Consider the following 23,945-nt stretch of genomic DNA (forward strand, 5'->3'; position numbering starts at 1 on the left):
AAAATCCTGACGAAACCAAATCAATTGGTTGGTAAAGACCATTGCAACCAAAAGCGATAGGTGGCTATTTATGGGGTGAGGCAAGTTCGATCTACACCTCCTTAAGCCAATGAGCACTGCCAAGATCAAGGTCAATGCGATGAGTAAAAGCACACGCGAAGCAATAGTCGACAAACTCAGGGCTTGTCAAACAGATGAGCAGTTACTTGCATACGATGCTCAATTCAATATTGAATCCAATACAGGCCCCTTATATCTGGTGATTTGCGAATTTCTACATAATCGCACCATCTCTCGTGCGATCGCCGCCAAGTGGCTAAGGACACTACTGGAAGACCGCGAAAATAAACTTCGAATGGTGAGTGTAAAAACCTAAAATATTGCCTTAGATACACGTAAACACGATGCTCATAAACCTGAAGAATGATAGACAGACCAACACATCAATAGTTAAGAACTTTTCAATAGGAGTTTGACAAGAAGAATGAAGCAGAGACTCTAAGAAGCATGGAATTCATTCTGTATTTTTTTCATCACTGATCTCTACGTTGGAAAAACTATCAATCACATGCCTCTAACAAACCCAAAAGAAAGTTTAAAAACTGATATAGCCTTAATCGTCGGATAAATACATTAACCATCCTCCTATCAAATTAATTGATTGATCTTTTCGATGGCTAGAGATGGGCAAGTAGCCTTAGGGTATTACTATTAACGTGCAGCCATACAAGCATGAAGCCCAAAATTGTTGATGGACCAAATCAATCGAAACGAGGAGAAGAGTTTTCCGCTTTAGCAAAGATTTTTGCTATTGGGGTTGCTTCGCGCGGAATCATTGCAATCGGCATCGTGCCGATGGGCCTTGTAAGTATTGGAGTGGTATCCATGGGTTTAGTGAGCATTGGCTGCGTAGGCATGGGAGCCATTAGCGCTTGCCTGGTAGGCATGGGGATATGGGCTACGGGCATGAATGTTATGGCTGCTTGGTAAGCAATACTAATCAGAGTACATGGAATATTGGTTAATAGGCATCCTATTCAGCTCTATTACAAGCCAAGCAGCCACCATTGATTCGATAAGGAGAAAGGTGACCATTAAGACAATAAGTGCCTCTGAAAAATTTCTTTACTCCAATTTCCCTAGCATGAGCATCAGTTAAGGGAAGTTTTAGCCATTGATCTGGAACCTTGCCGACAAGATTCTTTCGATTAATTTGCGCCTGCTTTCTTCTTAAGTTCTCCTCACGATCATTCTTATCACAAACAGCCTCAGTTGTGAGTTCACGAGAACATTCAATGCATTCGGTAATATTCTTTTTCTTTCTCAACCGATGAGATAAAGAGTCACTCGGAACTTCACGTTCATTGCCGCAGCTACAACGGCACCACCAATAGCAATTGCCTGCTGCGGTTCTGCGATCGGACGCACGAACAACAGTTAGGCGACCATAAACTTCTCCGAGCCGATCTCGAGGCTTACTAGGCATCAGTAACTTCTCAAGTCATGCATTAGCAAACATCATTGGTCAAAGGATCTGCTAGCAATTTAATAGGTTGACATATCGATGGAATATAGTCAATACACCTCTACAATATAAATGAGCTCTTGCTATTGCCAAAAAGGAGAGGTTGAGAGATTAGCCCAAGCAAAGATCCTGAACGAAAAGCTTGGGGGGTGCATTTTCAAGCAAAGGCAAATATCATGGTTTAAAATATCAATGCTGACTTGATAGAGTCAGTTCAGGGAGAGGTGGTCGAGTGGTTGATGGCTCTGGTCTTGAAAACCAGCATGTCCGCAAGGGCATCGTGGGTTCGAATCCCACCCTCTCCGTTTTGAGGCGTACTCCTTACGGATGAGGCAGATTGGTTAAAAAGTCAAAGGAAAACCCAGGAATCCTGAAGAGAACCTTTTCAGCAGCATTAGCCACAGCGTCATTGCTCATCGCGCCAACAGCCAATAGCGCTAGAGCTCATTTCGACAACTATAGCTATTGGTATGGCTTTGTCGCTGGCGCAGGCGGAACAGTCTGCGGGCTTCTACAGGAGGGAATTTTTCTAAAAATAGCGTGAAGGGGTTCACCGAAGGTTTTATGGAAGAACTCGAGAACAGTGCACCCATAGCAGCTGTAGACGCGGCAGTCGAAGCAATAAAAGGCGAGGACATTGGAAAAGGTTGCCCTTTTGAAAGGTAAATAACTTCCCGCTTGCAGGAAGATGCGACTCAGTAGCGGTGAACCCATGCATTGAACAAGCACCTTATCTTTTAGCAAATTTACGCTGGGGGTTTGTGTGGAACCTGACCCTTCTTTTTTATGACTGAAGACGCATAGTGATATTGCAGGTGTAGGTTTCCCCTCTCCTACCTACACGAAGAGCCGCATCACTCTTTTGGCATCGAACGACTCAGGAGAGAACGGAAGCTCTGGGGTTGAGCACCCAGGGGTATTTTTCTGTCAGAGGCCCTTACCTGAGTCTCGTTTCAGGGGGTATGAGGTCGTCTCCTTAAACGGCATTATTGGTGTTGGTGAAATTCGAAAAGACCTGGAAATAACTCTCATAACGTCACATCAGAAGTAATTTCAGGTTAAACCAACTGCCACCTTCTCCGTTTTAGTTACCGTAACAGCAGGTTATTAGATTTCAAAACAGATTCTATGTTGATTGTGGTGAAAGCAAATAGAATATCTACGTTTTAGATGCTCTAATCAAACTGGTTGTAGATTTGCCTCTTGTAGTGTGACTAACTTATTGGAGTCAGAGTCCCAAAGAATATAAGCAAAGCAATCTGGTATGTCTTTAATGCGTAATTTCTTTGCTCCATGCAGAAGTGCTTTATTATGTGCATGGCATGCCTTCAATCTATAATTAGGGATACGCTCGCAAAGATGATGAATACTGTGAAAAGAAATATCTGCAAAAAACCAATTAAGCCATAGTGGAATATCTAAATTGCTACTCCCTTCAAGTGCAGCAGTAAAATAGCTCCAGTCGTTATTACCATGAGCATAGGAACCTTCGAAATTATGTTGAACAAAAAAGATGCAAATAAAGATTGCTGCCGAAGCTGTCATCACCAACGAATAACAGATCCAAAACAGACCGACTCCAAGCCATCGACTCATTAAAAACCAACTTGCTAGTACTAAGAGGTTATTTGCCAGAAGATCAGCTAATTCTCCAGAGGTATACCAATAACTTGACTGATGGTTCAGTAATTGAGAGCGAAAAATATTGATACTTTTCCAGCCATCATCTCGAAGACCTAAAACAAATTGACGGCACTTAGACCAACAGTATTCTATTAATCCCAGGATTAAGGCCAATCGAGGCTTAATTATGAGGTAAAAGAAACCACCAGGAAATAACATCAATGGATGCCGACTTATAAAATATATAAACTTGTTGATTTTAGATAGAGATTGATACTGAGCAAGAGTTAGTAAAGCTGAAGGGCCTCGATAACGCTGCCAATTTCCATTGTGTTTATGATGATAGGCATGGCCTCGTGACCAAGGGTGTTGAGGTATCGCATTCAGCACTCCAAGAAAAAAACCGGCTGAACGGTTGAGCCATCGGGAGTGAAAAAGAGAACCGTGTCCGCAATCGTGCATTAAAGCAAAGCAACGAGACGACAGCAAAACCAACAGGACAAGAACAATAAAAAATTGAACGGCCTTCAGGCCAACTGGAGAGGATGCATGCCCAATCAATGACACCATCAGCCATAATCCAGCGATCGGAACAAGAGTGGAGAACAACTGCCAACAAGCCAAAGGGTCACTGCGTTGCAAGTAGGGCTCAATGACGAAATCAGTCCTGTTTAGAGGCCTGTTCTCTGGTGGGATTGGTGGATCGTAGGATTGTGTTGGGATCTGGCTAACGTTTGAAGTGTCCCTCTAATATGCCACTTTTATCAGCAAACTGTGCCTTTGCATAGAGGTGGATGAAATCACTAAGCGGGTTAAACACATATAGTGCAACTGATCTGGAGATGATGGCTAGGCAAGCAGCAGTTAAAAGGTATTGAGAACTTCATTGAGTAACAATACAGGAGAAGCAGAGATCCAAGCCAAATACTCTTAAAATAAATATATTGACGACAAAGCATCATGTTTTAAACCTATAAAAGATCAGGATATAAATCGATTGTAATTCATAAGCGAATCCGAATTAGAGTGTTAGCAAAAATTCCAAGAAATTCATGCTGAGATAGGAAAATAATGCCATAAAGACATAATCATGAAGGCAAAGGCAAATCCTTACAGGCCAGCAATAGGCAAAATGCACATTGCCAATAATAGAATCTGGCACGAAAAAACCATGAAAGAGCTTCTTAATACTTTTGCGGAGTTTTCTTTGTTTTAAAAGAATTCCAGACAGGCGTGAATCAAGTTGTCAACGTAAAAGCATGAAAACCAACTAACACTTGCGAGAAAGCAATCATTGGCGCAAGATATGGTCTATCTAAAGTCTAACAAGAATGCAATCGCTATATATACAAAAAGCATAGAGACTGGTTTTTAAGTATAAATTGCTCAATTAAACTTTAAGTAGTTAAGATTCTGCAGCAATAGATTGCAGAATATCCAATGATCTAAAATTGTGATGGCCAAAGCTCGCTAAACAAATCTGAAAGTAGCTTTAGCCGCCTAGGTCTACTGCTACTACTATACAATTGCTGCTGATCACGCAAAATATCTGCTGCGTTATCGCCAAGGGCTGCACAGATGAAATCATTGTCTTCAGCAATCCAACGAAAAACATCTTCATCCTCGACTTCTAGATGAAACTGGAGTCCATAAGCCAATGGGCCAATTCTGAACAATTGCTCACGGCAGCGAACACTACTGGCAAGAACGTTGGCATTTTTAGGCAGAATTATCCTGTCGCCATGCCAATGCAAAACATCCAGTGGCTGGATTAAAGACCTGATGACTGACTGATTTCCTGCCTCGAGCGTGGATGTAATTGGTGCCCACCCGACCTCCGCAAGTGGTCGCGGTGGATCGCCACCCAACAGCGGTTCAACGCCACCACCACAAGCATGTGCAAGTAATTGTGCGCCAAGACAGACACCAACAAAAGGGATCTGATGCTCCAAGGCTTGTTGAATTAAAAGAACCTCATCCTCTAACCATGGGAAGGCTGGGTTATGCAGATCGCCTACGCCCATCGGCCCTCCTAGGACCAGCAAACCATCTCCTTTAACCAAAGAAGGCAAAGGTTCCCCTAGGTCCACACGGATGACGTGGACTGACATCCCGTGTTGTTGTGCAAGGTCTTCAAACAAGCCAGGAGTTTCACGGTCTAAATGTTGAACAACAAAGAGGCGTGTCATTTGAATAGAAAATGAATTTGTCACACTAATATTGTTGAGGTTAACTGCTACAGCAGTACCAACAGCCTGATTGATAAGGGTTGGCTGCTGAAACGAGCTCAATAAACAAATAAATGCAACTAAAGCAAGAAAAAAACAGTGGCTATAAAATAATACCTTGTGGTTATCAATGACATTTACAACAGGCAGATTTGATTTATTATAGAATCACGAAAAGCAATAAGGTCATTGGACGAAAGCAATGCGCAAGCATTTCAACCATAAAAAGATATAAGCTGCTGATTACATAATAATTCAGCGTCTGTCTGGAGGATTTAATCAGCATCATGATGAGCATGACTGATCTTAGACATGCAAAGTGAGAGAATCAAGCAGCCAATTGTAAATGAGCGAGTGCTTCGAGTAAAATTCACAGGGAAAATAAGGTATAGAGTCAGTAGGAGTTTTTTCTTCAATATCGGGGCTCTGAAAGTAACATCTATTGGAAGATCATGAAGGACAATGATCTAAGTACGCAATATCGAATAGAAAGATTATAGTTAATCAATCGATAAGATTCACAGCAGAAATCATTTTTCACCTTGCATCTATGATCGACAAGTCGCAATCGAATAAAAGCTTCTATAGAGATGCTGGTTTATGTATAAAAATCAACCTCACCAAGTAGGTGAAAATCAATGTCTAGTCAATGAACAATAGCATTGATAGTGATAAAGTCTAAAACCGTAATCATAAATAATCGCAGAATATAATTGCTTAGCCGACCCATTACCAAGCCTTGAAGCTAACTGGCTGATATTTAGCAAACTCTAGGGTCCAGCCTCTTTCGGCTATTTTTTTTAAATCCAGAAGGAAGCTCGAGAAGTCTCCGTTTTGGATCCAGGCTGCCTTGATTGCAGGTAGATCCTCCGGTAAACGCTCCATTGGCAGTTCTACAAGTAGGAAGCTGTTTGCTCCAACAGCTCGGTTCAAGGGGCCGTCATCTGTACGTTGCCATATGCGCAGCAATAATTCCAACGCAAGGGCCTTGCCATCATCTGATGGCATGTCATGACGCGCCTGTTGACCACAAACGTCCGCATTGCTCGGTGGGAGAGACTGTGATTTACCTGAAAGTGGTAGTGCCCGCTTACCATTTTGCTCAAGCAAGGCCAAGGCGATTAGATAGGGAGCATCTGCCATAAGGCATCATCGGATCCTCCATCATGACGGGTTAACAGGCCTGCAATGGCAAGAAAAGCAAAAAGGCTGTATTGAAATCACTCTAAGGAGACATTGCCAAATCCAGAGAGTGCATCAATTCCTTCATCCAGATTGAATAATGAGGGAATGCTGCCATGATTTGAATTAATCATGAGTACGAGGATGGACAACCCAGAACGCCCTGTATGGATGAACTGGGCATTCCTAGGTATATTTCTTTGGACCAGCTGGCAGTTAGCCGGATTTTGGATGGAACGCCTCAACGGATAAGCCATCAGCTGAGTTAAAGCACAAAGGTATAAAGATTGCTGCCTATAGAGCAAAGCTCAAAAGAATCCTTTAACAATAATCCCCACAACCAATGACAATCCTGATTTCGTTAACCATGAGACATGAATCGAACAATGTCAATACTAGCTTTATTGAATCTAAGTCATTAGAAATTAAATAAACCAAGCGATAGTGAATAAACACTGTCAGCAGAGGTTTATAATATAAACAAGATGATTATTAATTTAAGAATAAATAGAAAGTCTTATTAACGCATTCTGCCGAAGAAGTAAAATCATGCTGAAGGCATATAGAATATTGTTTTAAAGGAACGTAAATCACTCATTTGATTCAAATCCTGCATCTCTTCAAAGGCTCATCTAGCAAGAGCCTCATTCAATTAACAAGCCTCACTAATGATTTAGTTTCTTAAAGAGAGAAGATTGAACAAATCATTATCTATTCTCACCCTAAGTTTCATAAAAAACCACATTTCCTTCATTGATAAAATGCCTACAACAGAGCTTGCTTACAAAGGAAAATCATAGAGACGTCTAGAACAATCAATAATTTGTATAAATAAGCACGGGATTGAGTTAATAATGGACGACCTGAATAAGCCTTGATGCATTAAGACTGGTTTGCTTGTATTAAATCCATGGCTGTCGGTATCTACTTTGCAACAACAACAGGTAAAACTGAGGATATTGCTGATCGGCTTCATCCTCTCCTCAATGGCACTAATACACCTCAGGATTTAGCTGATCTACAGGACTTAAGCCCGCTAAACGATTTAGATGCGATTATCTGCGGTATTCCAACATGGAACACAGGTGCAGATAGTGAACGATCTGGTACAGCGTGGGATTCCATGCTCGAAGGCATCTCCAAGCTAAGCCTTAGTGGTAAACAAGTCGCAATCTATGGGCTCGGAGACTCATCGACTTATACCGAAAACTTCTGTGATGCTATTGAAGAGCTGCATCAATGCTTCAAAAATGCAGGAGCGACAATGGTGGGATATGTCTCAAAAGATGGTTATACATTTGAAGATTCAAAGAGTTTAATAGGGGACAAGTTTTGTGGTCTACCCCTCGATGAAGACAGCGAATCAGACATGACGGATGATCGACTGATGTCATGGGCAATTCAGCTCAAGCAAGAGATACCTGCGTTAAATTAATGATACTTACAAGATATCTCTATTAAACAAGAGATCACAATTGCAAACAACTCATCCACTCTTTTTTTTACATCACATCGATCGATTAATAGCCTGGCATTAATCGATGAAGAAATAACATATTTCATCACCACAGTAAAGATAAAAAATCAAATATCACTGATTCATGCTTTGCCCTGAGATTATTAGATTGTTCACGAGCCTAATCAGGCCTGCTAGTGCCTTAAAGCGATAAGCAGGATAATCTATTAAACATTAAATTCGCTAGGTTCTATTACCCTGAAATGTGTAATGACTATATGGATTAAACAAATAGTTGATCAAGTAAAAATTGCAAACGCCTTTTGGAATCTTAAATTACATATGAAAGAGTGTAAAAAACGCTCTGGATTATCGTCAAACATAAATTTAGAATATCAAGCTGTTGATGCAAGTCAAAGCTTGCGATCTAGAAGCTGAATGTCGTTCTCAATACACCACCAAGCTGGTTGAGTGTTTCATCAGTATCCATAAGCCCTGAGGCAGGGCGGCTCAGATAGAAGAGGCCTGGGGTAACAACAATGTTGTTAGTCACCTGGAACTTATACCAAAGCTCTGAAACATAGTTTCCATCATGAGGTGTGCCACCACCTTTAAGCCTGGTTGCGAATGGTGCCTGGCCGATCGCGAAACCACCAGCGTTACCTTCAACAAACAGATCATTCCATTCGAGACCAACCATCCAGGACTGCGACTGAGAAACTTCTCCCTTGTAAACATCATGGTCATCCTCAAAGCTGGTTGAATTGATGCCCCAGCCAAGGCTAACTGAAGGGATCCAACCATTCTCTTGAGGCATCCAGTATGCAGACAATGCGAAGGCATTTGTATAGCTATCGGTTCCAGAAGTGAATCCGTAGCTATCAGCTACATCCATACTCGAGTAAAGAACAAGATCATTATTTTGAAGATAGCTATAGGTCGCAGCGACACCCCACTGCTCATCGATATATCCGATTTGAGCAGTTCCTGTTCCAGCTGAACAATCATTAGCTATGCCACCACAAAGATAATCATTGGAATTGGGATCACCGTTACGTCCATTGGCAGCAACATAATTGACACTGATTGCCCAACCATTGTTCTCCCACCAAATGCCAGCGCCCTGACCCAGGTTTTTGTTGAAAGCACCAGCTGATGCACCAGGTAATGTGACGACATCCAAAACCGTTGAAGATCCATCACTTGCATAGGCCGTTGGCCAAATTGCAAGCATGTCTTCCTGGCCAACGATTGCGCCAAGAGTTGCAGTGAAGTTCTCACCAATCGGGAATTGGTAAAAAATCTTGTCGATATACACGAGATCGGCACCAGTTTCTGACTCAGACGCAACTTCCAAGGTCGAGAGGTTTGTGGGTCCATCTCCTCCGAATACAGTCTTTCCGAAGTTACCTGCACGCAAAGTAGTAGACAGTGAGTCCTTACCTGTAAAGCTCGTGTTCAGCACAAGCTCAAGGTCATAGTTGAAGCTGGTTGCACCCCACTCTTTGTTATAGATATCTCTTACATCGTCAAGTGAGCCAGCAAAGCTATTTGCACCGAGAACAAAGGAAGCCTGACCAACAAGCTTGGTGGTGGTGGAAAACTGAGTGGCTTCGAGTTCACCAACGCGGGCTTCTAGCCCATCAACACGGCCCTTGAGGATTGCGAGCTCCTGCTCGAATTCGTTGAGCAGACGACGCAGTTCGTCGGTGACTTCAGTGATGCGATCGAGGCAAGCATTCAATAGAGCAGCCGCTTCAAAGCGGGTCATTGCTCTGTTGCCGAGGTAGCTTCCGCTTGGATAGCCAGCTACACAGCCGTAGCGCTCAATCAGGTTGCTCAGCGCCTGGTAAGCCCAATCGGTTGGGTAAACATCTTGGAATTGGGAGATGCTGGTGACCTGCTCGCTGGAGGCCGAATAATCGGACACACCTTTGATGTCTAGGTCTGCGGCATTAGCAGCCATTGGTGCCATAAGGCCCAAAGCAGCAGGTGCCACCAGCAATTGCTGGAAGAGTTTCATTAGGTTCCTCACACAGATAGGGGAGAAAGGCGGATGATAATGATCTGTTATTAGCATTAGCCTTTGAAAGACTATTAGTGCCTATACCGACAGAAATTGCGATAGTATCAAGATCAAGCATCGGATTCTACATGTAACACTTGACATGCAATTGAAGGCGCTCTAATCAATCAATCTCTACGAAAGACCTGGCTTAATTATTGGTTAGGCTTGAAAGCTAGCCTTGTAAAAATAAAACTTTAGACACATAGGCAACGCCATCAAATTCGGCAAGATAGTATTGAGACTGAGGAGCACTGACTACTAGTAGAAACATTATTAAGGGGAGGAGTCCAATAAGATCAATCATAAGGATAGGCATTGGGTACAAAAAACTGCTCATTAATTGGTGGGCGCTCATATTCACCCTGTTCAGGCCTAGCTGGAAGTTTGATGGCCGGCGGTGTCATGTCTTCCCAGGGGACCTTGCCGAGCAAATGCCGAATACAATTTAGACGAGCTCTACGTTTATCATCAGCCTCTACGGTGAACCATGGAGCTTCAGGAATATTGGTGTGAGTCAACATCACATCCTTTGCTTTGGAAAATTCAACCCAACGATTACGAGCCTCAAGATCCATCTCGCTAAGCTTCCAACGACGCGTAAAATCGTTAATCCTTGACTGGAATCTGGCCTCCTGTTGTACGTCACTAACTGAAAACCAATACTTGAGTAAAAGAATGCCACTTTGTACGAGCATCCTTTCAAATTGAGGACAAGCTTGATAGAAGCGATCTAGCTCATCTTGTGTACAAAAACCCATGACCCGTTCCACTCCAGCGCGGTTATACCAACTGCGATCAAACACGACAATTTCTCCAGCGCTAGGGAAGTGATCAACGTATCGCTGGAAATACCACTGAGTCTTTTGTTGATCTGATGGAGTTCCCAAGGCAACAACACGGCAACCTCGGGGATTCAAAGGTTCTGTCAATCGTTTGATCGTGCCCCCTTTACCAGCTGCATCACGGCCTTCAAACAGCACAATCATGCGAAAACCAGTGGCTTTTATCCAGTACTGCATCCTCACCAAATCAGACTGAAACTTCTTCAATTCAGACTCATATAGCTTCTTGTTGAGACGTTGAACACTTGAATGAAGGCCATCTGAAAATGCTGATGGATGTTGGATATCTTGATCAGCAGCATCCAGACTTTCCATATCCAGCTCACTGATTCTCTCTGATGACACAGAAGCCTTCTTCTGTTTCTTGTTCTTGTCTTTGCCCATTTCATCTTTCTAGCAAAGCAAACTTGTATTGCCTGCTAAAGTGACAAAAAGACAACATCAATCAAGTTTTCTCAATCCTTGAGCAATCTGACAAAAACAATTGAGAATATCAACGGCGTTTTCCGCCAATGACTAGTCAGGAGGATTAAAAGGCAATTGAAGCCTTACGGCAAATCGACCAGGTTGATCTTTAGTGGTTCCATCAGAAGCAACAAAACTAAGTTGGCCTGCATGTCGACTAACAACATGAGCAACGATCGCCAACCCGAGGCCGCTATGCCCCTGTTCCCGGCGTGATTCATCCAAGCGTTGAAAAGGTTGTAAGGCTCGCTCCCACTGATCCATTGGCATGCCTTTCCCCTGGTCCCAAACTTCGATGTGATAGCTGTTTTCAAAACCACGCAGTGACACAGTCACGGGGGCTAAACCGTAGGTAAATGCATTGTCGATGAGATTGACAACTGCTCGTCCCAAGGCAACAGGCCTCACCTTGGCCATAAGAGGTTGAAGATCAAGCCTCAGCAAGTCGGCAGAATGAGCAGCGCAGACTTCTGCCATCCACGCCTCTAGAGGCAACTCCACCAAGGCTTCGCTATCACCACCACCGGCAAAAAGAAGAAACTGGCCAGTAATTCGCTCAAGAGACTCTAAATCCCTTGAACATTGCTCACGATCCTTAGCACTGAGGGATGGCAAAGACAGCCGAAAACTGAGTCGAGTTATGGGGGCTCTCAGATCGTGGGCGATGCCTGCAAGCATCGTTGCCCTTTCACGGCGGTTGGCCGATAAGCGTAAAAGCATGGCGTTGAAACGTTGTGTGAGGCGTTGAACTTCAGGAGCGCCAACTGCTGCTACAGCCTCAGGATCAATACCATCGCCAACACGAGCGAGAGCCCTTTCCAGCCCCCTCAACGGTCGATCAACCTGAAAGAGAAGAAAAAGACCACCACAAATCACCACGGCACCAACCAAAGCCAGCCCAAACATGATTGGCTCCGGTGGCCAACCAAACGCGGAACGCAGTCCAACTCGGAGCCAAACGGGCTCTAAAGGGGAAATAAGTTCAATCCAAGCTCCACGTTGCGCAGCTTCAGCCGAGAAAGGAACCAAAATTGGACAATGGGAGAGTCGTTGGCATAGCTGCCTCTGAAGCGCATCTGTTTGCCGCTGAAGAGAATGATCAAATCTGGGCGGATCTGGTGGTCGATCGATCACTGCTAGATCCAGCCCTGTTAGCTCAGAAACCAAAGCAGGGGGATACCGCTCAAGAGCTAACTCAGTAAGACGAACGTTGAGTGATAGATCACGACCAAGTTGAACGGTCTGAAGCATCTCTAACTGTCGGCCAAAGAGCACCTGCAAAACCAATAAACAAAGCGCCCAACTGCCAAGACCAACGCCACTCCAGCCCAAAGCAGTGAACACGATCGCCGCCCTGCGTTGTGTCCGCGTCATCAGCGAGACCTGGGCTCACCATCAGGGACAAAAACATATCCATAGCCCCATACCGTCTGGATATAGCGAGGTCGACTGGAATCGGGTTCGACCAACCTTCTCACCCTCGAAACCTGAACATCCATGCTTCGACTATCTGTATCACAAGCTGGCCCACGTGCGAGTTCAATCAATCTTTCCCTAGAAAGAGGGCGATGAGGATGTTGTACAAAGGCGGACAACAAGCTGAATTCTCCACTCGTAATCACAACTGGAGAACCATTTTGGGTCAGGGTACGAGCGGAAAGATTCAACACATTCCCACCAAAAACCACATCGCCACCCTCGGCTAAAGGGGTGCCAGCGGGAAGCGCACAGCGCCGTCTCAAAACGGCTTCAATACGAGCAGAAAGCTCTCGTGGAAGGAATGGCTTGCCGAGGTAATCGTCTGCACCTTGCTCGAGACCGATGATCCGATCAACGGCCTCCCCCCTCGCGGTAAGCATCACAACAGGCAAATCATCCCCTGCATCACGCAAACGACGCAGAGCGGAAAGGCCATCATCACCCGGCAGCATCAAGTCAAGGACAACAAGATCAGGTCGTTGAAATTCCAACCGTGCTTCCAGTTGCTTGACATCGCTGAGACAGCGAACGTCATAACCCTGGTCAATCAGATAGGTACCCACCATCTGACGCAGTTCTGGGTCATCGTCCACAACCCAGATCATCGAGGAGCGTTCCATCACTATTGCGTGCTCTAGAAGCCACTGTTCCTCGATGGTATAGACAATCTCTATCGCTTTTTTTAAAGGGGTTGGAGCATGTCACAGCTCAAAGAGCTTTGGTCATAGTTCAGTCATCGACATTGATGGACACGATCCATAGGCTGATTGCATGACAAATCAGCCAAGGTCCCCTCTTTGCTGGCCGAAATCATTGCAGTCAAAGGTTTTCAGGTTGATCACTGCAGGACTGATCAGCACTGGAGCTCTGCTAAACCAAACCGCTGCCGAAGCACTACCAGATGGCATTGAGTATTACGGCCAGCGCATGGAAGCCATGTTCTTACGACTGGACCTCAACGGCGATGGTCGGCTGGATGCAAGCGAGGTTGGAGAAAAGACTTACCTGATAAGAAGGCTGAATAGAAAGAATTCACGAGGTTATTTAATTTTAGAGGACTTGCGACCTCCCGGCACTCATCCAAACGGTAAACGTCTCCAACAACGTTTCAAGCAAGCCGATATCGACGGCAATGGGAAACTCAATCGCGATGAAGCTCAATCAATCCGCTGGCTGGCCAACAACTTCAACAAACTGGATTTAAACAACGATAGAGATATAACGATGGAGGAACTTTGGATGCTGCAAAGATCGCTGGCGCCGCATCCTCATCCTCGCAAGCACTAACGACGCATCTGGCGACGGATTGGCCTTCTGGAAACCTTCTTCGGCCTACTCCATAGTTGTGTAAAAAACCTCAACATCCGCCAGCTGCCACCAAGGAGAAGGATTAGTCCAAGCATCACGAGTCCAGCCAACAAAATCACCGAACCAAGACCCAAAAGGGCCTCAAGCAGATGAGTGATTCCGCGAATCAGATCAGCGATTGCTTCGCTGACAATCACCACCCCATCGAGTCGTTGAGGAATCCAGTTCAAAAAAGCCAATAAACCGATGCCGCCAACCAACATCAGCATCGATTCAACACATTGACGCCAAAGAGGAAGCACCTTTCTGGGTCGAGATCTGCGGAAAACCTGACGTTGACGATCTGAGTTATTGAATTTTCGAAGAGGACTGCTCATGGGATAAGTCAGTAGGGGGGTCCGCTTCAACAGGACACGATTAATTCGATCTTCAAGCCTGCATACCTGCCAATGGGAGGTATAAAAGTGTTTTCAATAGACCGTAATTCTGGCCTGCAAGATCTGTTCGTCAACGATCAGAACGTGATTGCAACTCTGGCGCATTAGAAGTGGCAGGGGACAGCGTTCCATCTGGATTGCGTGGAACAGGCAGCAACAGACCAAGACCTGCAATCAAAACCAATGCTGCGCCACCAATCAATGGAGCTCCTAAGCGTTGGCCAAGAGGGACTCGCTCGGCCAATTCCTGTCGAGGCAATGGGTAATCAATTGGCAACTCCCAGTGAACCTGCACTCGTGAGTCAAGACGAAGTTCATCCAGACAACGCACGAGATCAGCAAGCTCTGCATCATCAAGGTTAAGAGTGAGAGGAGGGACATTCGGCTGACTACTACGCAAAAGCAGTTGATGTCTGTCCCCAACAGGAGACATAACAACCACACTGGTTTCGTCACCAAAAGCTCGACTGACACCAGAAATGCGGTGGCGTGAATAGGGGAGCACAGCAGCCATCAAGGCCTGCAAATGTTCACGTTTGCCTTCTAGCTCTGGTGAACCAACCAACTGCAGCCGCCAACTCGACAGGATGCCTAGAACACCATCCCCGTGACCTGCGGAGAAATCTGGCAGGCCCTCCACCTGAAGGCGGACTGCCGTTTGGTCATAACGGAAAGAGAGATTCAGCATCAGGGTGTCGGATCAAGCAGGCTGGCGCGCAGGCGATCGACTCCTCCATTACCAGCAGCAAGAGCAAGCGTAAGCACCAGCTCACGCTGAATAGGCTGAGATTGCTCTGGCCTCAACAGACGCTGAACAGCTCCGCGCCGAGGATTCATCCTCTCCTCGATCAGATCGCGCAGTCGCTGATCCAGCAAAGTCCAGCGCTGCAAATTGAGTTCTTCTGGTTCACGTGATGAAAGCAGCTGATGAAGAAGGGGATAAAGACGGCTTGCCATAAAACAAAGCAGGCGAAGCAAAGCCTCAGTATCAATAGAACTGAGGTCACCTCGACGGGTAGCGCGTCTCAGTGGATTGTGACAACGTCGCTTCCAAAGCTCAACCCGGTTGGGGAACTGTTTCTGCAAACCCAACTGATTGGTTGCCCAGAGCATCGCCTCACCACCATTGAGATCAAGTGATTCGACCACAAGCAAGAGAAGGTCTAGACGCTCAAGTCCTCTCCTGCCAAGAACGGTGTTGTTCTGCACGCCGCTCTGCTTTTGCTCAAAGGGTTTCTGTGGCTGAACAGTTGATGAAGGATCTGAAGTGGTTGTTGCATTAATCATGGCTGCGATGATGCCAGGCCTAAGGCCCCTGCGTCACCACTCTTTGGATCTTCGCCACCTCATTCAAGACGTACCAGACTTTCCAAAACCTGGAATTCTCTTTCGGGACATCAGTCCCCTGCTGCGTGATCCCGATGGCTGGGATGAAGTGATGCGACAGCTAGGAGATCTCTGCACAGAACTCAAACCCGATTTAATTGTCGGAATCGAATCACGTGGATTCATTGTGGGAACAGCTTTAGCAACGAATCGGAAAATCGGCTTTGTTCCGGTTAGGAAGCCTGGCAAATTGCCTGGTGATGTTCTTGGCATCGACTATTCCCTGGAGTACGGCAGCGATCGGCTCGAGATTCATGCGGATGCTCTGCAAGGTCATCCCCGTGTCTTATTGGTGGACGACCTTCTGGCGACTGGAGGAACTGCAAGAGCCACAGTCGAGTTAATCGAGAAAGCTGGTGGCGATCTGGTGGGATGTGGTTTTGTGATCGAATTAGCCGCTCTCGGCGGGCGGCAGCAACTTCCAGTTGAGATACCAGTGAAGTCACTGATTATCTACTCCTGATCATTTTCCCAATCGAGAACCTGCTGATACTGAGCCAAGCTGAGTAAACCGAAACTCCAAAGCACGACCGGCAGAGGTGCTTGCTCAAGTTCTGCCTGACGCAAGCCCAAGTTCAGAGCGTTCTCGCTAAGGCCGAGTTTCTGTTGCAAAAACTGCAGTAACTGGGGTGAGAATGAGGGCTGCGGATGGCTACTGATCACCATTTAACCAACTGCAGTAGACGATCATTCTGGCAACAATCTGATAACTGTGATGGGTCCATCTGTCATGGCCTTCAAAAGCAACTGACGCAACAACGAGAGGCGAGCCAGAAGAAACATCAGCGGCAGTCGAACCATCAGCAACAGAATGTTTCGGCTGGAGAAAAAGCGCACGATCAGATCAGTAAATAAACCAACCAACACGAGATCAAAAATGCGCTTGCGGGCATAGACCTGAGGCAACTTCTCAACAGGCAACTTGCCCTCATCGACATTCTTCACAAGGTTCATCAACGTGCTTACGTCACGCCAACAAAGATTCAACCCTTGTCCTCCGACAGGGTGACAGCGATGCCCCGATTCACCCACAAGGACGCCACGACCTCGCTGCAAACGAAATGCAAAGGCGAGTTGGAGAGGGAATGCCGCAGGACGATCCAAGAGCACATCTGGCTGAAGGCCATCTGGTAACACCGCAGCAAGATGATCAAGAAAGCACGAAGGAGACAGACCAGCACGTTCTTGGCATCGTCTCAAAGGACCACTCCAAACCATCTGGAAGACCTCACCTCCCATTGGCAAGACAGCTAGAGGACCTTCAGCACGAAAAAGCTCATATGCCATCAAAGGATCAGCACCCCGAAGCAGCACCTTGGCGGTTAAACACCCATTTTGATAAGGATGGTTCCAAGTGTTGATACCCCATGCCTGCCGGGTAAGAGATCTCGGACCATCAGCCGCAACAACCAAATCGTGACCATCAAGATGATGATCATCAAACCTCCCCAAATTCAAAAGCACCTTTGGAGATGTCTGAAGACGATCAATCAGCAATTCCATTAATGGTCGATGGTCAAGAATCCAGCCGACGGCACCGTGAAGCTGATTTTGGCTTGAAAGATCATCAACCTCAAAATAGGTATGACGATTCAGCTCCTGATCATCTAGCCGCAATCTTGTAAATGGAGCGAGATGAGGAATCAGTGAGGCCCATAGATCAAGTGATTGAAGCAATCGCCTTGATGAATGCGTAAGGGCATAGGCTCTACTTCGTGCTGGCAACTCTTCCACTGTTAAGGGGTCACAGAGGGTGACGCTGTTACCTAGCCGAGCAAGAGCAAGCGCCAAAAGGGTCCCAGTGGGACCAGCGCCAAGGATCTTCACTCGTATGTCAACTGGCAAAGACCCTTTTGCTGCAGAGTGGAACCGGTTCAAGTGGTCAACCAAAAAATGAGAAACAGATCACTAGTGATTTTGCTGCAAGTTCGCCAATAGCTGTGAATTGATCAATCATGTTCTAAAGCTCCTCAAAGCAGTTTCCCAACCATCTCTGCAAAAAGTGAAGGGCAATGCAATATCCCTGAGCATTGCGAAGCCTCCACAGAGATGTTAACTGGCTGGCACCCCCCCCGGTATTTCAGTGGCAAATCCTAAAAGTATTCAATCTTAAAAGTATTGATTGATCAACCATTCTCTTGTTGAGAACCTCACAGAGGAATCGATTAATTGTATAAGTCAAACGAACGATGCCATTTGCACTCCTAAGACTTTTCAAGCTAGTGGCAAGAAAAATCTCTTAGCGCGATTCAGCTGGTCTGGCGAGCAAAACGCAACTGACACAACTCCTCAAATGCAGGCCTTAGCAAAAAGGGATACTCCCCGACCCACAACCGCTGCCCTGGCAACCATGCATCAGTCAGTGCAGCGATACGGCTGAAATCCTTGCGATCGCTCAGCACAAGGCAACGAATGAGAGATCCAGCTCGGATGAACTGATGCTTCTTGGACATCGGAAAGCTCAGTTGACCCAAATATCCATCTTCATCCTCTAACTCAAGAACAATCCAAGTACGTCTGTTCTCAACAAGCTCCAACTCTCCAAGCTTGTTCGCTTGCTCATGACGGTCCAGCACTCTTTCACGGGTGAACACATTGGCTACCTCACCTTCGAAGATGGCCGCCGCCGGATAACGACGAAGGCCTGCATTGCGCTGACCCGCTTCAACGATTGGGCCCCAAAGCACATAAAGCAGAAGAGCCACTCCAACAACAAGCCAGACAGCACCCCATCGACTCGCCAGCTGACTCTGACTAATCAATAATGTGATCACACCTCCAATGGCGGCGATCATGACCCTCTGCAGAATCTTGCGAGGGTTGCCAAGGGCCGCTGCGAATTGATTACTGGTGGCCACTGCAGGGATAAGCCTCTGAAGCTCTCCTGGACGCAAAGGGACCAACATCGACACGCAAATGAATTTCAGATGAGGCGTTCAAGGCCATAAACCAGACCTTGAAGCTGTCGCACCTTACGAACGGTTAGCAACACACCTGGCATGTAGGCCGAACGATCAATGGTGTCGTGCCGGAGTGTATAGCTCTCTCCAGGAGCTCCGAACATCACTTCCTGATGGGCAACCAATCCAGGCAGACGAAGCGAATGGAGTCTTAAGCCACTAGCTCGTAAGCCACCACGGGAACCAGTCAGCGATTCATGCTCATCAACTTCAGGCGAATTAAAACTTTTACCGAGCTCCTCCATCATCTCTGCAGTTTTTATACATGTGCCACTCGGGGCATCAGCCTTACGGTTGTGATGCAGCTCAGTGAGTTCTGCATTGTCATAAAAGCGTGCAGCCGCAGCTGCTGCCTGTTGCAGTAAGACCATGCCAACAGAGAAATTTGGAATCACAGCGCCTCCCATCGACGCTTTTGCTGCAAATTCACTGAGATCAACCAACTGCTGATGTGAGAGTCCTGTGGTGCCTATGACCGGATGAACCCCATAGGCAAACGCCGCCCTGGTGTGCTCATAAACCACTGAAGGATGTGTGAAATCAACAAGCACAGCGCCTTGTCCAGGGCCAGTCCTATGAAAAGACTGGCTGACAGAACAAAGACAAGCCTCAATGTCGGACGTCAAAGCAACATCAAGAACACCAATTCCAAGCTCCTCGCCTATCTCCACACCTTCCTTGCCTGGCGTTGTGTCGACTGCACCAACCAACTCACAATCCGAAGCGAGATGAACAGCTTTGATGACCTCAGCCCCCATGCGGCCCAGTGCGCCAACAACCACAACAGGAATCAACTCTGGAGGGACTGAGGTCATGGGAGGGCGATCGCTGAATAAAGCCTATGGGTCGACTCATGTAACACCCAGGCAGCGAACTTCACTCTGAGCCCCAGACAACCTAGGCTTCATCGAATTACTTTGCAGTACTCCAATGTTCACGCAGGTTCGCTCAGCCGATCGCCGAGTTGCTCCTGCGGAGAACCACAGCCATCAAGCTGTCATGAAAGCGGTGTATTTGGTACTCGAACCTCAGTACCAAAGTGCGCTTTCCCAGGCCGCAAACAGCCTCAATGCACAAAATGGAGCCATTGGCGTTGAACTGAGTGGTTACCTCATCGAAGAACTGCGCGATCCAAGCAACTTTGCAGACTTCCAAGCCGATGTAGCCGAAGCCGATGTTTTTATCGCCTCGCTGATTTTCATTGAAGACCTAGCTCAGAAAGTGGTGGACGCTGTCACCCCCCATCGCGAGCGGCTCAAAGCCATTGTTGTTTTCCCTTCCATGCCAGAGGTGATGCGGCTCAACAAGCTTGGCACCTTCACCATGGCCCAGCTGGGACAGAGCGATAGTGTTATCGCCAACTTCATGAAAAAGCGAAAGGAATCAAACGGTGCTGGATTCCAAGACGCAATGCTCAAACTATTAAATACACTCCCCAACGTTCTTAAATATCTGCCGGTTGATAAAGCACAAGATGCAAGAAGCTTCGTGCTCAGCTTTCAATACTGGCTAGGAGGTACGCCTGACAACCTACGCAACTTCCTATTAATGCTGGCGGATAAGTATGTCTTTCCAGCGACAGAAGGAGAAGATCGTCCAAAACTAGACATCGTGGAGCCAGAGATCTTCCCAGACCTGGGCATCTGGCATCCGATGGCCCCGTCGATGTTTGAAGACCTCAAGGAGTACCTCAACTGGACGACCAGCCGCACAGATCTCTCAGAGAAAGCTCGCAAAGGCCCAATGATCGGTCTTGTCCTGCAGCGAAGCCACATTGTCACTGGTGACGATGCCCACTATGTCGCTGTCATTCAAGAGCTTGAGTTCCGTGGTGCACGTGTCCTCCCCATTTTCTGCGGTGGGCTTGATTTCTCTAAGCCTGTCAATGCCTTCTTTTTCGACCCAGTCAACCCTGACCAACCCCTAGTCGATGGGGTGGTTTCCCTCACTGGATTTGCCCTTGTAGGTGGCCCTGCCAGACAGGATCACCCCAAGGCTATCGAATCTCTCAAGCGCCTTAGCCGCCCTTATATGGTTGCGCTCCCGCTTGTCTTCCAGACAACTCAGGAATGGGAAGTTAGTGACTTAGGCCTGCATCCAGTTCAGGTTGCACTACAAATCGCCATCCCCGAATTAGACGGAGCCATCGAGCCAATCGTGCTCTCTGGTAGGGATGATGCCACCGGCAAAGCCCACACACTTCAAGACCGGGTTGATGCGATTGCTGAACGAGCAATCCGTTGGTCATCTCTAAGAATCAAATCAAGAGCTGAGAAAAAATTAGCAATTACTATTTTTAGTTTCCCTCCAGATAAAGGAAATGTTGGCAGTGCTGCCTACCTCGATGTTTTTGGTTCCATCCATCGTGTTTTGGAGGAAATGAAGGCTCAGGGCTACGACATCCAAAACCTCCCCAAAGACTCCAAAGCACTGATGGAGGCGGTAATCAATGATCCTGAAGCACTAGAAGGAGCACCAGAACTGGCCATTGCACACCGAATGAGTGTGGCTGAGTACGAGCACCTGACACCTTATTCAGAGCGCCTTGAAGAAAACTGGGGCAAGCCGCCAGGAGAACTCAATAGTGATGGTCAAAACCTACTGATCTATGGACGTCACTTCGGCAACATCTTTGTAGGCGTTCAACCCACCTTCGGCTACGAAGGAGACCCAATGCGCTTGCTCTACTCAAGAAGCGCCAGTCCTCATCACGGCTTTGCTGCTTACTACACCTATCTCGAAAAGATCTGGAAAGCTGATGCTGTGCTCCATTTTGGCACCCACGGATCTCTCGAATTCATGCCAGGCAAGCAGATGGGCATGAGTGAAACCTGCTATCCAGATTCATTGATCGGAGGGCTGCCAAATCTTTATTACTACGCAGCAAACAATCCCTCCGAAGCAACGATTGCAAAAAGGCGTGGTTATGCCTCCACAATCAGCTACCTCACTCCTCCAGCAGAAAATGCAGGACTTTACAAAGGTCTAAAAGAGCTAGGCGAACTGGTGGGTTCCTACCAACAACTGCGTGAAGGCGGTCGTGGTGTGCAAATCGTCAATACCATCATTGAAACCGCACGCCAATGCAATCTTGATCGCGACGTAGACCTGCCAGAACAAGACGCGGCAGAGCTAGATCTCGACCAACGGGATGCCGTTGTAGGCGCGGTGTATAGCCAATTGATGGAAATCGAGAGTCGCCTTCTGCCATGTGGACTTCACACGATCGGCAAACCACCCACGGCAGAAGAAGCGATAGCGACTCTGGTAAGCATCGCCGCCCTTGAACGTGAAGACGACGGTCTTCGCTCGCTTCCTGGGCTGTTAGCAGAAGCAATAGATCGCAAAATAGAAGATATTTACAAAGGAAATGATGACGGCATTCTTGCTGATGTAGAGCTAAATCGCACTATCACTGAGGCATCTCGTGTCGCCGTTAGGGCGATGGTGCAATCTCTCACTGGACGAGACGGACGCGTGAATATGAAAGATAATTCCAACTGGTATTTGGATTGGTTTTTTAATCTACTTCAGCGTTTTGGTGTAACACGCCCCAATGCATGGCTGCAAGCCTGTAGAAAAGCTGGATTCGGCAACATTGATTCCATTGAGCTTGACAAACTGTTTTCTTATTTGCGCGGTTGCCTTGAAAAGATATGCGCAGACATGGAAATGCAGAGCCTTCTGCGTGCCCTCGATGGAGAATATGTGCTTCCTGGTCCAGGTGGAGACCCAATTAGAAATCCAGGGGTTCTGCCAAGTGGCAAAAACATTCACGCTCTCGATCCACAGGCCATTCCTACCAGAGCTGCCGTTGCTGCAGCAAAAGGAGTCGTCGATAAATTAATTGAACGTCAACGCCAAGAACAGGGTGATTGGCCAGAAACAATTGCCTGTGTTCTTTGGGGTACAGATAACATCAAAACCTACGGCGAATCACTTGCGCAAATTCTCTGGTTTATTGGTGTAAATCCAGTACCAGACTCTGTAGGCCGTGTTAACAAGCTAAAACTCATTCCCCTTGAAGAGCTTGGTCGACCAAGGATTGATGTGGTTGTGAACTGTTCAGGAGTATTTCGAGATCTGTTTATCAACCAAATGGCATTAATCGATCAAGGCGTCAAGATGGCAGCTGAGGCCGATGAACCACTGGATCAAAACTTCGTACGCAAACACTCCCTTGAACAAGCAAAGGAACAAGGCACAAGCCTTAGGGATGCCGCTTGCCGTGTATTTTCTAATTCAAGTGGAAGTTATAGCTCAAACGTAAATCTTGCAGTAGAGAACTCAACATGGGAAGAAGAGAATGAACTTCAAGAGATGTATCTTTCACGCAAGACATTTGCCTTTAATGCTGACAACCCAGGAGAGATGAACCAAAACAGAGAAGTATTTGAATCTGTTATGAAAACAGCAGATGTCACTTTCCAAAACCTTGATTCTGCTGAAATTTCGCTTACTGATGTCAGCCACTACTTCGACTCAGACCCCACAAATTTAATCAAGGGTCTTAGAGATGATGGCAAAGCTCCCGCCAGTTACATCGCAGATACAACAACAGCAAATGCGCAGGTCCGCTCACTGAGCGAAACGATTCGATTGGATTCCCGTACAAAGCTACTTAATCCAAAATGGTATGAAGGCATGGTCAACTCAGGCTATGAAGGCGTTCGCGAAGTCGCCAAGCGCCTGAACTTTACCCTCGGCTGGAGCGCAACTAGCGGACAGGTAGATAACTTTGTCTACGAAGAGTCAAACGAAACCTTCATCAATGATCCAGAGATGCGTAAGCGTCTCATGGAACTTAATCCACATAGTTTCCGTCGTATTGTTGGCACCTTATTAGAAGTTAATGGCAGAGGTTACTGGGAAACATCTGATGAGAATATTCAGCAATTGCAAGAGCTTTACCAGGAAATTGAAGATCGAATTGAAGGAGTAACAACGCCAGACAACCAATCGTCTGGCGAATGATTAAAAAGTAAC

At 46.6% G+C, this 23,945-nt stretch carries 21 protein-coding genes and 1 tRNA gene; 7 read left to right on the forward strand and 15 right to left on the reverse strand.

Annotated features, from left to right (window positions below):
- Nucleotides 1-109 precede the first annotated feature (109 nt).
- Nucleotides 110-376 carry a spectrin repeat-containing protein gene (locus AKG35_RS04135; RefSeq protein WP_011130172.1) on the forward strand — a complete coding sequence of 89 codons (267 nt, stop codon included), beginning with the start codon at nucleotides 110-112 and terminating at the stop codon, nucleotides 374-376.
- A 356-nt stretch (nucleotides 377-732) separates the two neighbouring features.
- Nucleotides 733-990, forward strand: coding sequence for a hypothetical protein (locus AKG35_RS04140; RefSeq protein ID WP_011130173.1), 258 nt, complete (start codon nucleotides 733-735; stop codon nucleotides 988-990).
- Between the two features lie 43 nt (nucleotides 991-1,033).
- Here AKG35_RS04140 and AKG35_RS04145 read toward each other — a convergent pair whose 3' ends face one another.
- The gene (locus tag AKG35_RS04145; protein ID WP_011130174.1) at nucleotides 1,034-1,486 is read right to left on the reverse strand and encodes a hypothetical protein; all 453 of its coding nucleotides are present in this window, start codon (nucleotides 1,484-1,486) and stop codon (nucleotides 1,034-1,036) included.
- A 257-nt stretch (nucleotides 1,487-1,743) separates the two neighbouring features.
- Here AKG35_RS04145 and AKG35_RS04150 point away from each other — a divergent pair.
- A tRNA-Ser gene (locus AKG35_RS04150) sits at nucleotides 1,744-1,830 on the forward strand.
- Nucleotides 1,831-2,704: 874 nt separating this feature from the next.
- Here AKG35_RS04150 and AKG35_RS04155 read toward each other — a convergent pair.
- The 3 genes from AKG35_RS04155 to AKG35_RS04165 form a co-directional block, all read right to left on the reverse strand.
- The gene (locus AKG35_RS04155) at nucleotides 2,705-3,790 is read right to left on the reverse strand and encodes a fatty acid desaturase (protein ID WP_011130175.1); all 1,086 of its coding nucleotides are present in this window, start codon (nucleotides 3,788-3,790) and stop codon (nucleotides 2,705-2,707) included.
- 803 nt (nucleotides 3,791-4,593) lie between these two features.
- The gene (locus AKG35_RS04160; RefSeq protein WP_041384336.1) at nucleotides 4,594-5,337 is read right to left on the reverse strand and encodes a type 1 glutamine amidotransferase; all 744 of its coding nucleotides are present in this window, start codon (nucleotides 5,335-5,337) and stop codon (nucleotides 4,594-4,596) included.
- Nucleotides 5,338-6,105: 768 nt separating this feature from the next.
- Complete coding sequence (locus AKG35_RS04165; RefSeq protein ID WP_011130177.1) at nucleotides 6,106-6,519, reverse strand: hypothetical protein; 414 nt, start codon at nucleotides 6,517-6,519, stop codon at nucleotides 6,106-6,108.
- 949 nt (nucleotides 6,520-7,468) lie between these two features.
- On the opposite strand from AKG35_RS04165, the gene fldA reads away from it, so the two are divergent.
- Entirely contained in the window at nucleotides 7,469-7,993 is a 525-nt protein-coding gene (gene fldA / locus AKG35_RS04170) for a flavodoxin FldA (protein WP_011130179.1), read from the forward strand.
- Nucleotides 7,994-8,441: 448 nt separating this feature from the next.
- Here the strand turns inward: fldA and AKG35_RS04175 are convergent, their stop codons facing one another.
- From AKG35_RS04175 to AKG35_RS04190, 4 genes are all read right to left on the reverse strand, one after another.
- Nucleotides 8,442-10,037, reverse strand: coding sequence for an iron uptake porin (locus AKG35_RS04175; RefSeq protein ID WP_011130180.1), 1,596 nt, complete (start codon nucleotides 10,035-10,037; stop codon nucleotides 8,442-8,444).
- 341 nt (nucleotides 10,038-10,378) lie between these two features.
- A complete protein-coding gene (gene ppk2, locus AKG35_RS04180) occupies nucleotides 10,379-11,308 on the reverse strand; it encodes a polyphosphate kinase 2 (protein WP_011130181.1) in 930 nt (309 codons plus the stop codon).
- Nucleotides 11,309-11,440: 132 nt separating this feature from the next.
- Nucleotides 11,441-12,763 carry an ATP-binding protein gene (locus tag AKG35_RS04185; RefSeq protein ID WP_011130182.1) on the reverse strand — a complete coding sequence of 441 codons (1,323 nt, stop codon included), beginning with the start codon at nucleotides 12,761-12,763 and terminating at the stop codon, nucleotides 11,441-11,443.
- Nucleotides 12,763-13,488, reverse strand: a complete 726-nt coding sequence (locus tag AKG35_RS04190) for a response regulator (protein ID WP_011130183.1) — start codon at nucleotides 13,486-13,488, stop codon at nucleotides 12,763-12,765. Before AKG35_RS04190 ends, AKG35_RS04185 begins: the two co-directional genes overlap by 1 nt.
- Nucleotides 13,489-13,681: 193 nt before the next feature.
- Between AKG35_RS04190 and AKG35_RS04195 the strand changes: the two genes are divergently transcribed.
- Entirely contained in the window at nucleotides 13,682-14,155 is a 474-nt protein-coding gene (locus AKG35_RS04195; RefSeq protein ID WP_011130184.1) for an EF-hand domain-containing protein, read from the forward strand.
- Here the strand turns inward: AKG35_RS04195 and AKG35_RS04200 are convergent.
- The 3 genes from AKG35_RS04200 to AKG35_RS04210 form a co-directional block, all read right to left on the reverse strand.
- Nucleotides 14,152-14,553 carry a hypothetical protein gene (locus tag AKG35_RS04200; protein ID WP_011130185.1) on the reverse strand — a complete coding sequence of 134 codons (402 nt, stop codon included), beginning with the start codon at nucleotides 14,551-14,553 and terminating at the stop codon, nucleotides 14,152-14,154. The genes AKG35_RS04195 and AKG35_RS04200 overlap by 4 nt on opposite strands.
- Nucleotides 14,554-14,683: 130 nt before the next feature.
- Nucleotides 14,684-15,301, reverse strand: a complete 618-nt coding sequence (locus AKG35_RS04205) for a DUF4335 domain-containing protein (protein ID WP_011130186.1) — start codon at nucleotides 15,299-15,301, stop codon at nucleotides 14,684-14,686.
- Nucleotides 15,301-15,900, reverse strand: a complete 600-nt coding sequence (locus AKG35_RS04210; protein ID WP_011130187.1) for a DUF3038 domain-containing protein — start codon at nucleotides 15,898-15,900, stop codon at nucleotides 15,301-15,303. The genes AKG35_RS04205 and AKG35_RS04210 overlap by 1 nt, the downstream gene beginning before the upstream one ends.
- On the opposite strand from AKG35_RS04210, the gene AKG35_RS04215 reads away from it, so the two are divergent.
- The gene (locus AKG35_RS04215; protein WP_236069654.1) at nucleotides 15,899-16,462 is read left to right on the forward strand and encodes an adenine phosphoribosyltransferase; all 564 of its coding nucleotides are present in this window, start codon (nucleotides 15,899-15,901) and stop codon (nucleotides 16,460-16,462) included. The genes AKG35_RS04210 and AKG35_RS04215 overlap by 2 nt on opposite strands.
- Here the strand turns inward: AKG35_RS04215 and AKG35_RS04220 are convergent.
- From AKG35_RS04220 to dapB, 4 genes are all read right to left on the reverse strand, one after another.
- On the reverse strand, nucleotides 16,453-16,665 hold the full coding sequence (locus AKG35_RS04220) for a DUF2949 domain-containing protein (protein ID WP_011130189.1): 213 nt from the start codon (nucleotides 16,663-16,665) through the stop codon (nucleotides 16,453-16,455). The genes AKG35_RS04215 and AKG35_RS04220 overlap by 10 nt on opposite strands.
- 21 nt (nucleotides 16,666-16,686) lie before the next feature.
- Nucleotides 16,687-17,877: an FAD-dependent monooxygenase gene (locus AKG35_RS04225; protein WP_157859808.1), complete on the reverse strand. Its 1,191-nt coding sequence runs from the start codon at nucleotides 17,875-17,877 to the stop codon at nucleotides 16,687-16,689.
- Nucleotides 17,878-18,248: 371 nt separating this feature from the next.
- Nucleotides 18,249-18,905, reverse strand: coding sequence for a hypothetical protein (locus AKG35_RS04230; RefSeq protein ID WP_011130191.1), 657 nt, complete (start codon nucleotides 18,903-18,905; stop codon nucleotides 18,249-18,251).
- A 17-nt stretch (nucleotides 18,906-18,922) separates the two neighbouring features.
- Complete coding sequence (gene dapB / locus AKG35_RS04235; RefSeq protein ID WP_011130192.1) at nucleotides 18,923-19,774, reverse strand: 4-hydroxy-tetrahydrodipicolinate reductase; 852 nt, start codon at nucleotides 19,772-19,774, stop codon at nucleotides 18,923-18,925.
- Between the two features lie 115 nt (nucleotides 19,775-19,889).
- Between dapB and AKG35_RS04240 the strand changes: the two genes are divergently transcribed.
- Nucleotides 19,890-23,933 (forward strand): magnesium chelatase subunit H, encoded by a 4,044-nt coding sequence (locus AKG35_RS04240; RefSeq protein ID WP_011130193.1) that lies wholly within the window; start codon nucleotides 19,890-19,892, stop codon nucleotides 23,931-23,933.
- Nucleotides 23,934-23,945: the final 12 nt, after the last annotated feature.

The organism is Prochlorococcus marinus str. MIT 9313, assembly GCF_000011485.1.
Lineage (GTDB): Bacteria > Cyanobacteriota > Cyanobacteriia > PCC-6307 > Cyanobiaceae > Prochlorococcus > Prochlorococcus marinus_D.

What these genes read in the sequence shown, in the direction of transcription:
- AKG35_RS04140 (WP_011130173.1), top strand. Translation starts at nt 733, where the DNA reads ATGAAGCCCAAAATTGTTGATGGACCAAATCAATCGAAACGAGGAGAA.
- fldA (WP_011130179.1), top strand. Translation starts at nt 7,469, where the DNA reads ATGGCTGTCGGTATCTACTTTGCAACAACAACAGGTAAAACTGAGGAT.
- ppk2 (WP_011130181.1), bottom strand. Translation starts at nt 11,308, where the DNA reads ATGGGCAAAGACAAGAACAAGAAACAGAAGAAGGCTTCTGTGTCATCA.
- AKG35_RS04145 (WP_011130174.1), bottom strand. Translation starts at nt 1,486, where the DNA reads ATGCCTAGTAAGCCTCGAGATCGGCTCGGAGAAGTTTATGGTCGCCTA.
- AKG35_RS04165 (WP_011130177.1), bottom strand. Translation starts at nt 6,519, where the DNA reads ATGGCAGATGCTCCCTATCTAATCGCCTTGGCCTTGCTTGAGCAAAAT.
- AKG35_RS04135 (WP_011130172.1), top strand. Translation starts at nt 110, where the DNA reads ATGAGCACTGCCAAGATCAAGGTCAATGCGATGAGTAAAAGCACACGC.
- AKG35_RS04230 (WP_011130191.1), bottom strand. Translation starts at nt 18,905, where the DNA reads ATGTTGGTCCCTTTGCGTCCAGGAGAGCTTCAGAGGCTTATCCCTGCA.
- dapB (WP_011130192.1), bottom strand. Translation starts at nt 19,774, where the DNA reads ATGACCTCAGTCCCTCCAGAGTTGATTCCTGTTGTGGTTGTTGGCGCA.
- AKG35_RS04200 (WP_011130185.1), bottom strand. Translation starts at nt 14,553, where the DNA reads ATGAGCAGTCCTCTTCGAAAATTCAATAACTCAGATCGTCAACGTCAG.
- AKG35_RS04175 (WP_011130180.1), bottom strand. Translation starts at nt 10,037, where the DNA reads ATGAAACTCTTCCAGCAATTGCTGGTGGCACCTGCTGCTTTGGGCCTT.
- AKG35_RS04205 (WP_011130186.1), bottom strand. Translation starts at nt 15,301, where the DNA reads ATGCTGAATCTCTCTTTCCGTTATGACCAAACGGCAGTCCGCCTTCAG.
- AKG35_RS04220 (WP_011130189.1), bottom strand. Translation starts at nt 16,665, where the DNA reads ATGGTGATCAGTAGCCATCCGCAGCCCTCATTCTCACCCCAGTTACTG.
- AKG35_RS04185 (WP_011130182.1), bottom strand. Translation starts at nt 12,763, where the DNA reads ATGACGCGGACACAACGCAGGGCGGCGATCGTGTTCACTGCTTTGGGC.
- AKG35_RS04160 (WP_041384336.1), bottom strand. Translation starts at nt 5,337, where the DNA reads ATGACACGCCTCTTTGTTGTTCAACATTTAGACCGTGAAACTCCTGGC.
- AKG35_RS04210 (WP_011130187.1), bottom strand. Translation starts at nt 15,900, where the DNA reads ATGATTAATGCAACAACCACTTCAGATCCTTCATCAACTGTTCAGCCA.
- AKG35_RS04190 (WP_011130183.1), bottom strand. Translation starts at nt 13,488, where the DNA reads ATGGAACGCTCCTCGATGATCTGGGTTGTGGACGATGACCCAGAACTG.
- AKG35_RS04240 (WP_011130193.1), top strand. Translation starts at nt 19,890, where the DNA reads ATGTTCACGCAGGTTCGCTCAGCCGATCGCCGAGTTGCTCCTGCGGAG.
- AKG35_RS04215 (WP_236069654.1), top strand. Translation starts at nt 15,899, where the DNA reads ATGGCTGCGATGATGCCAGGCCTAAGGCCCCTGCGTCACCACTCTTTG.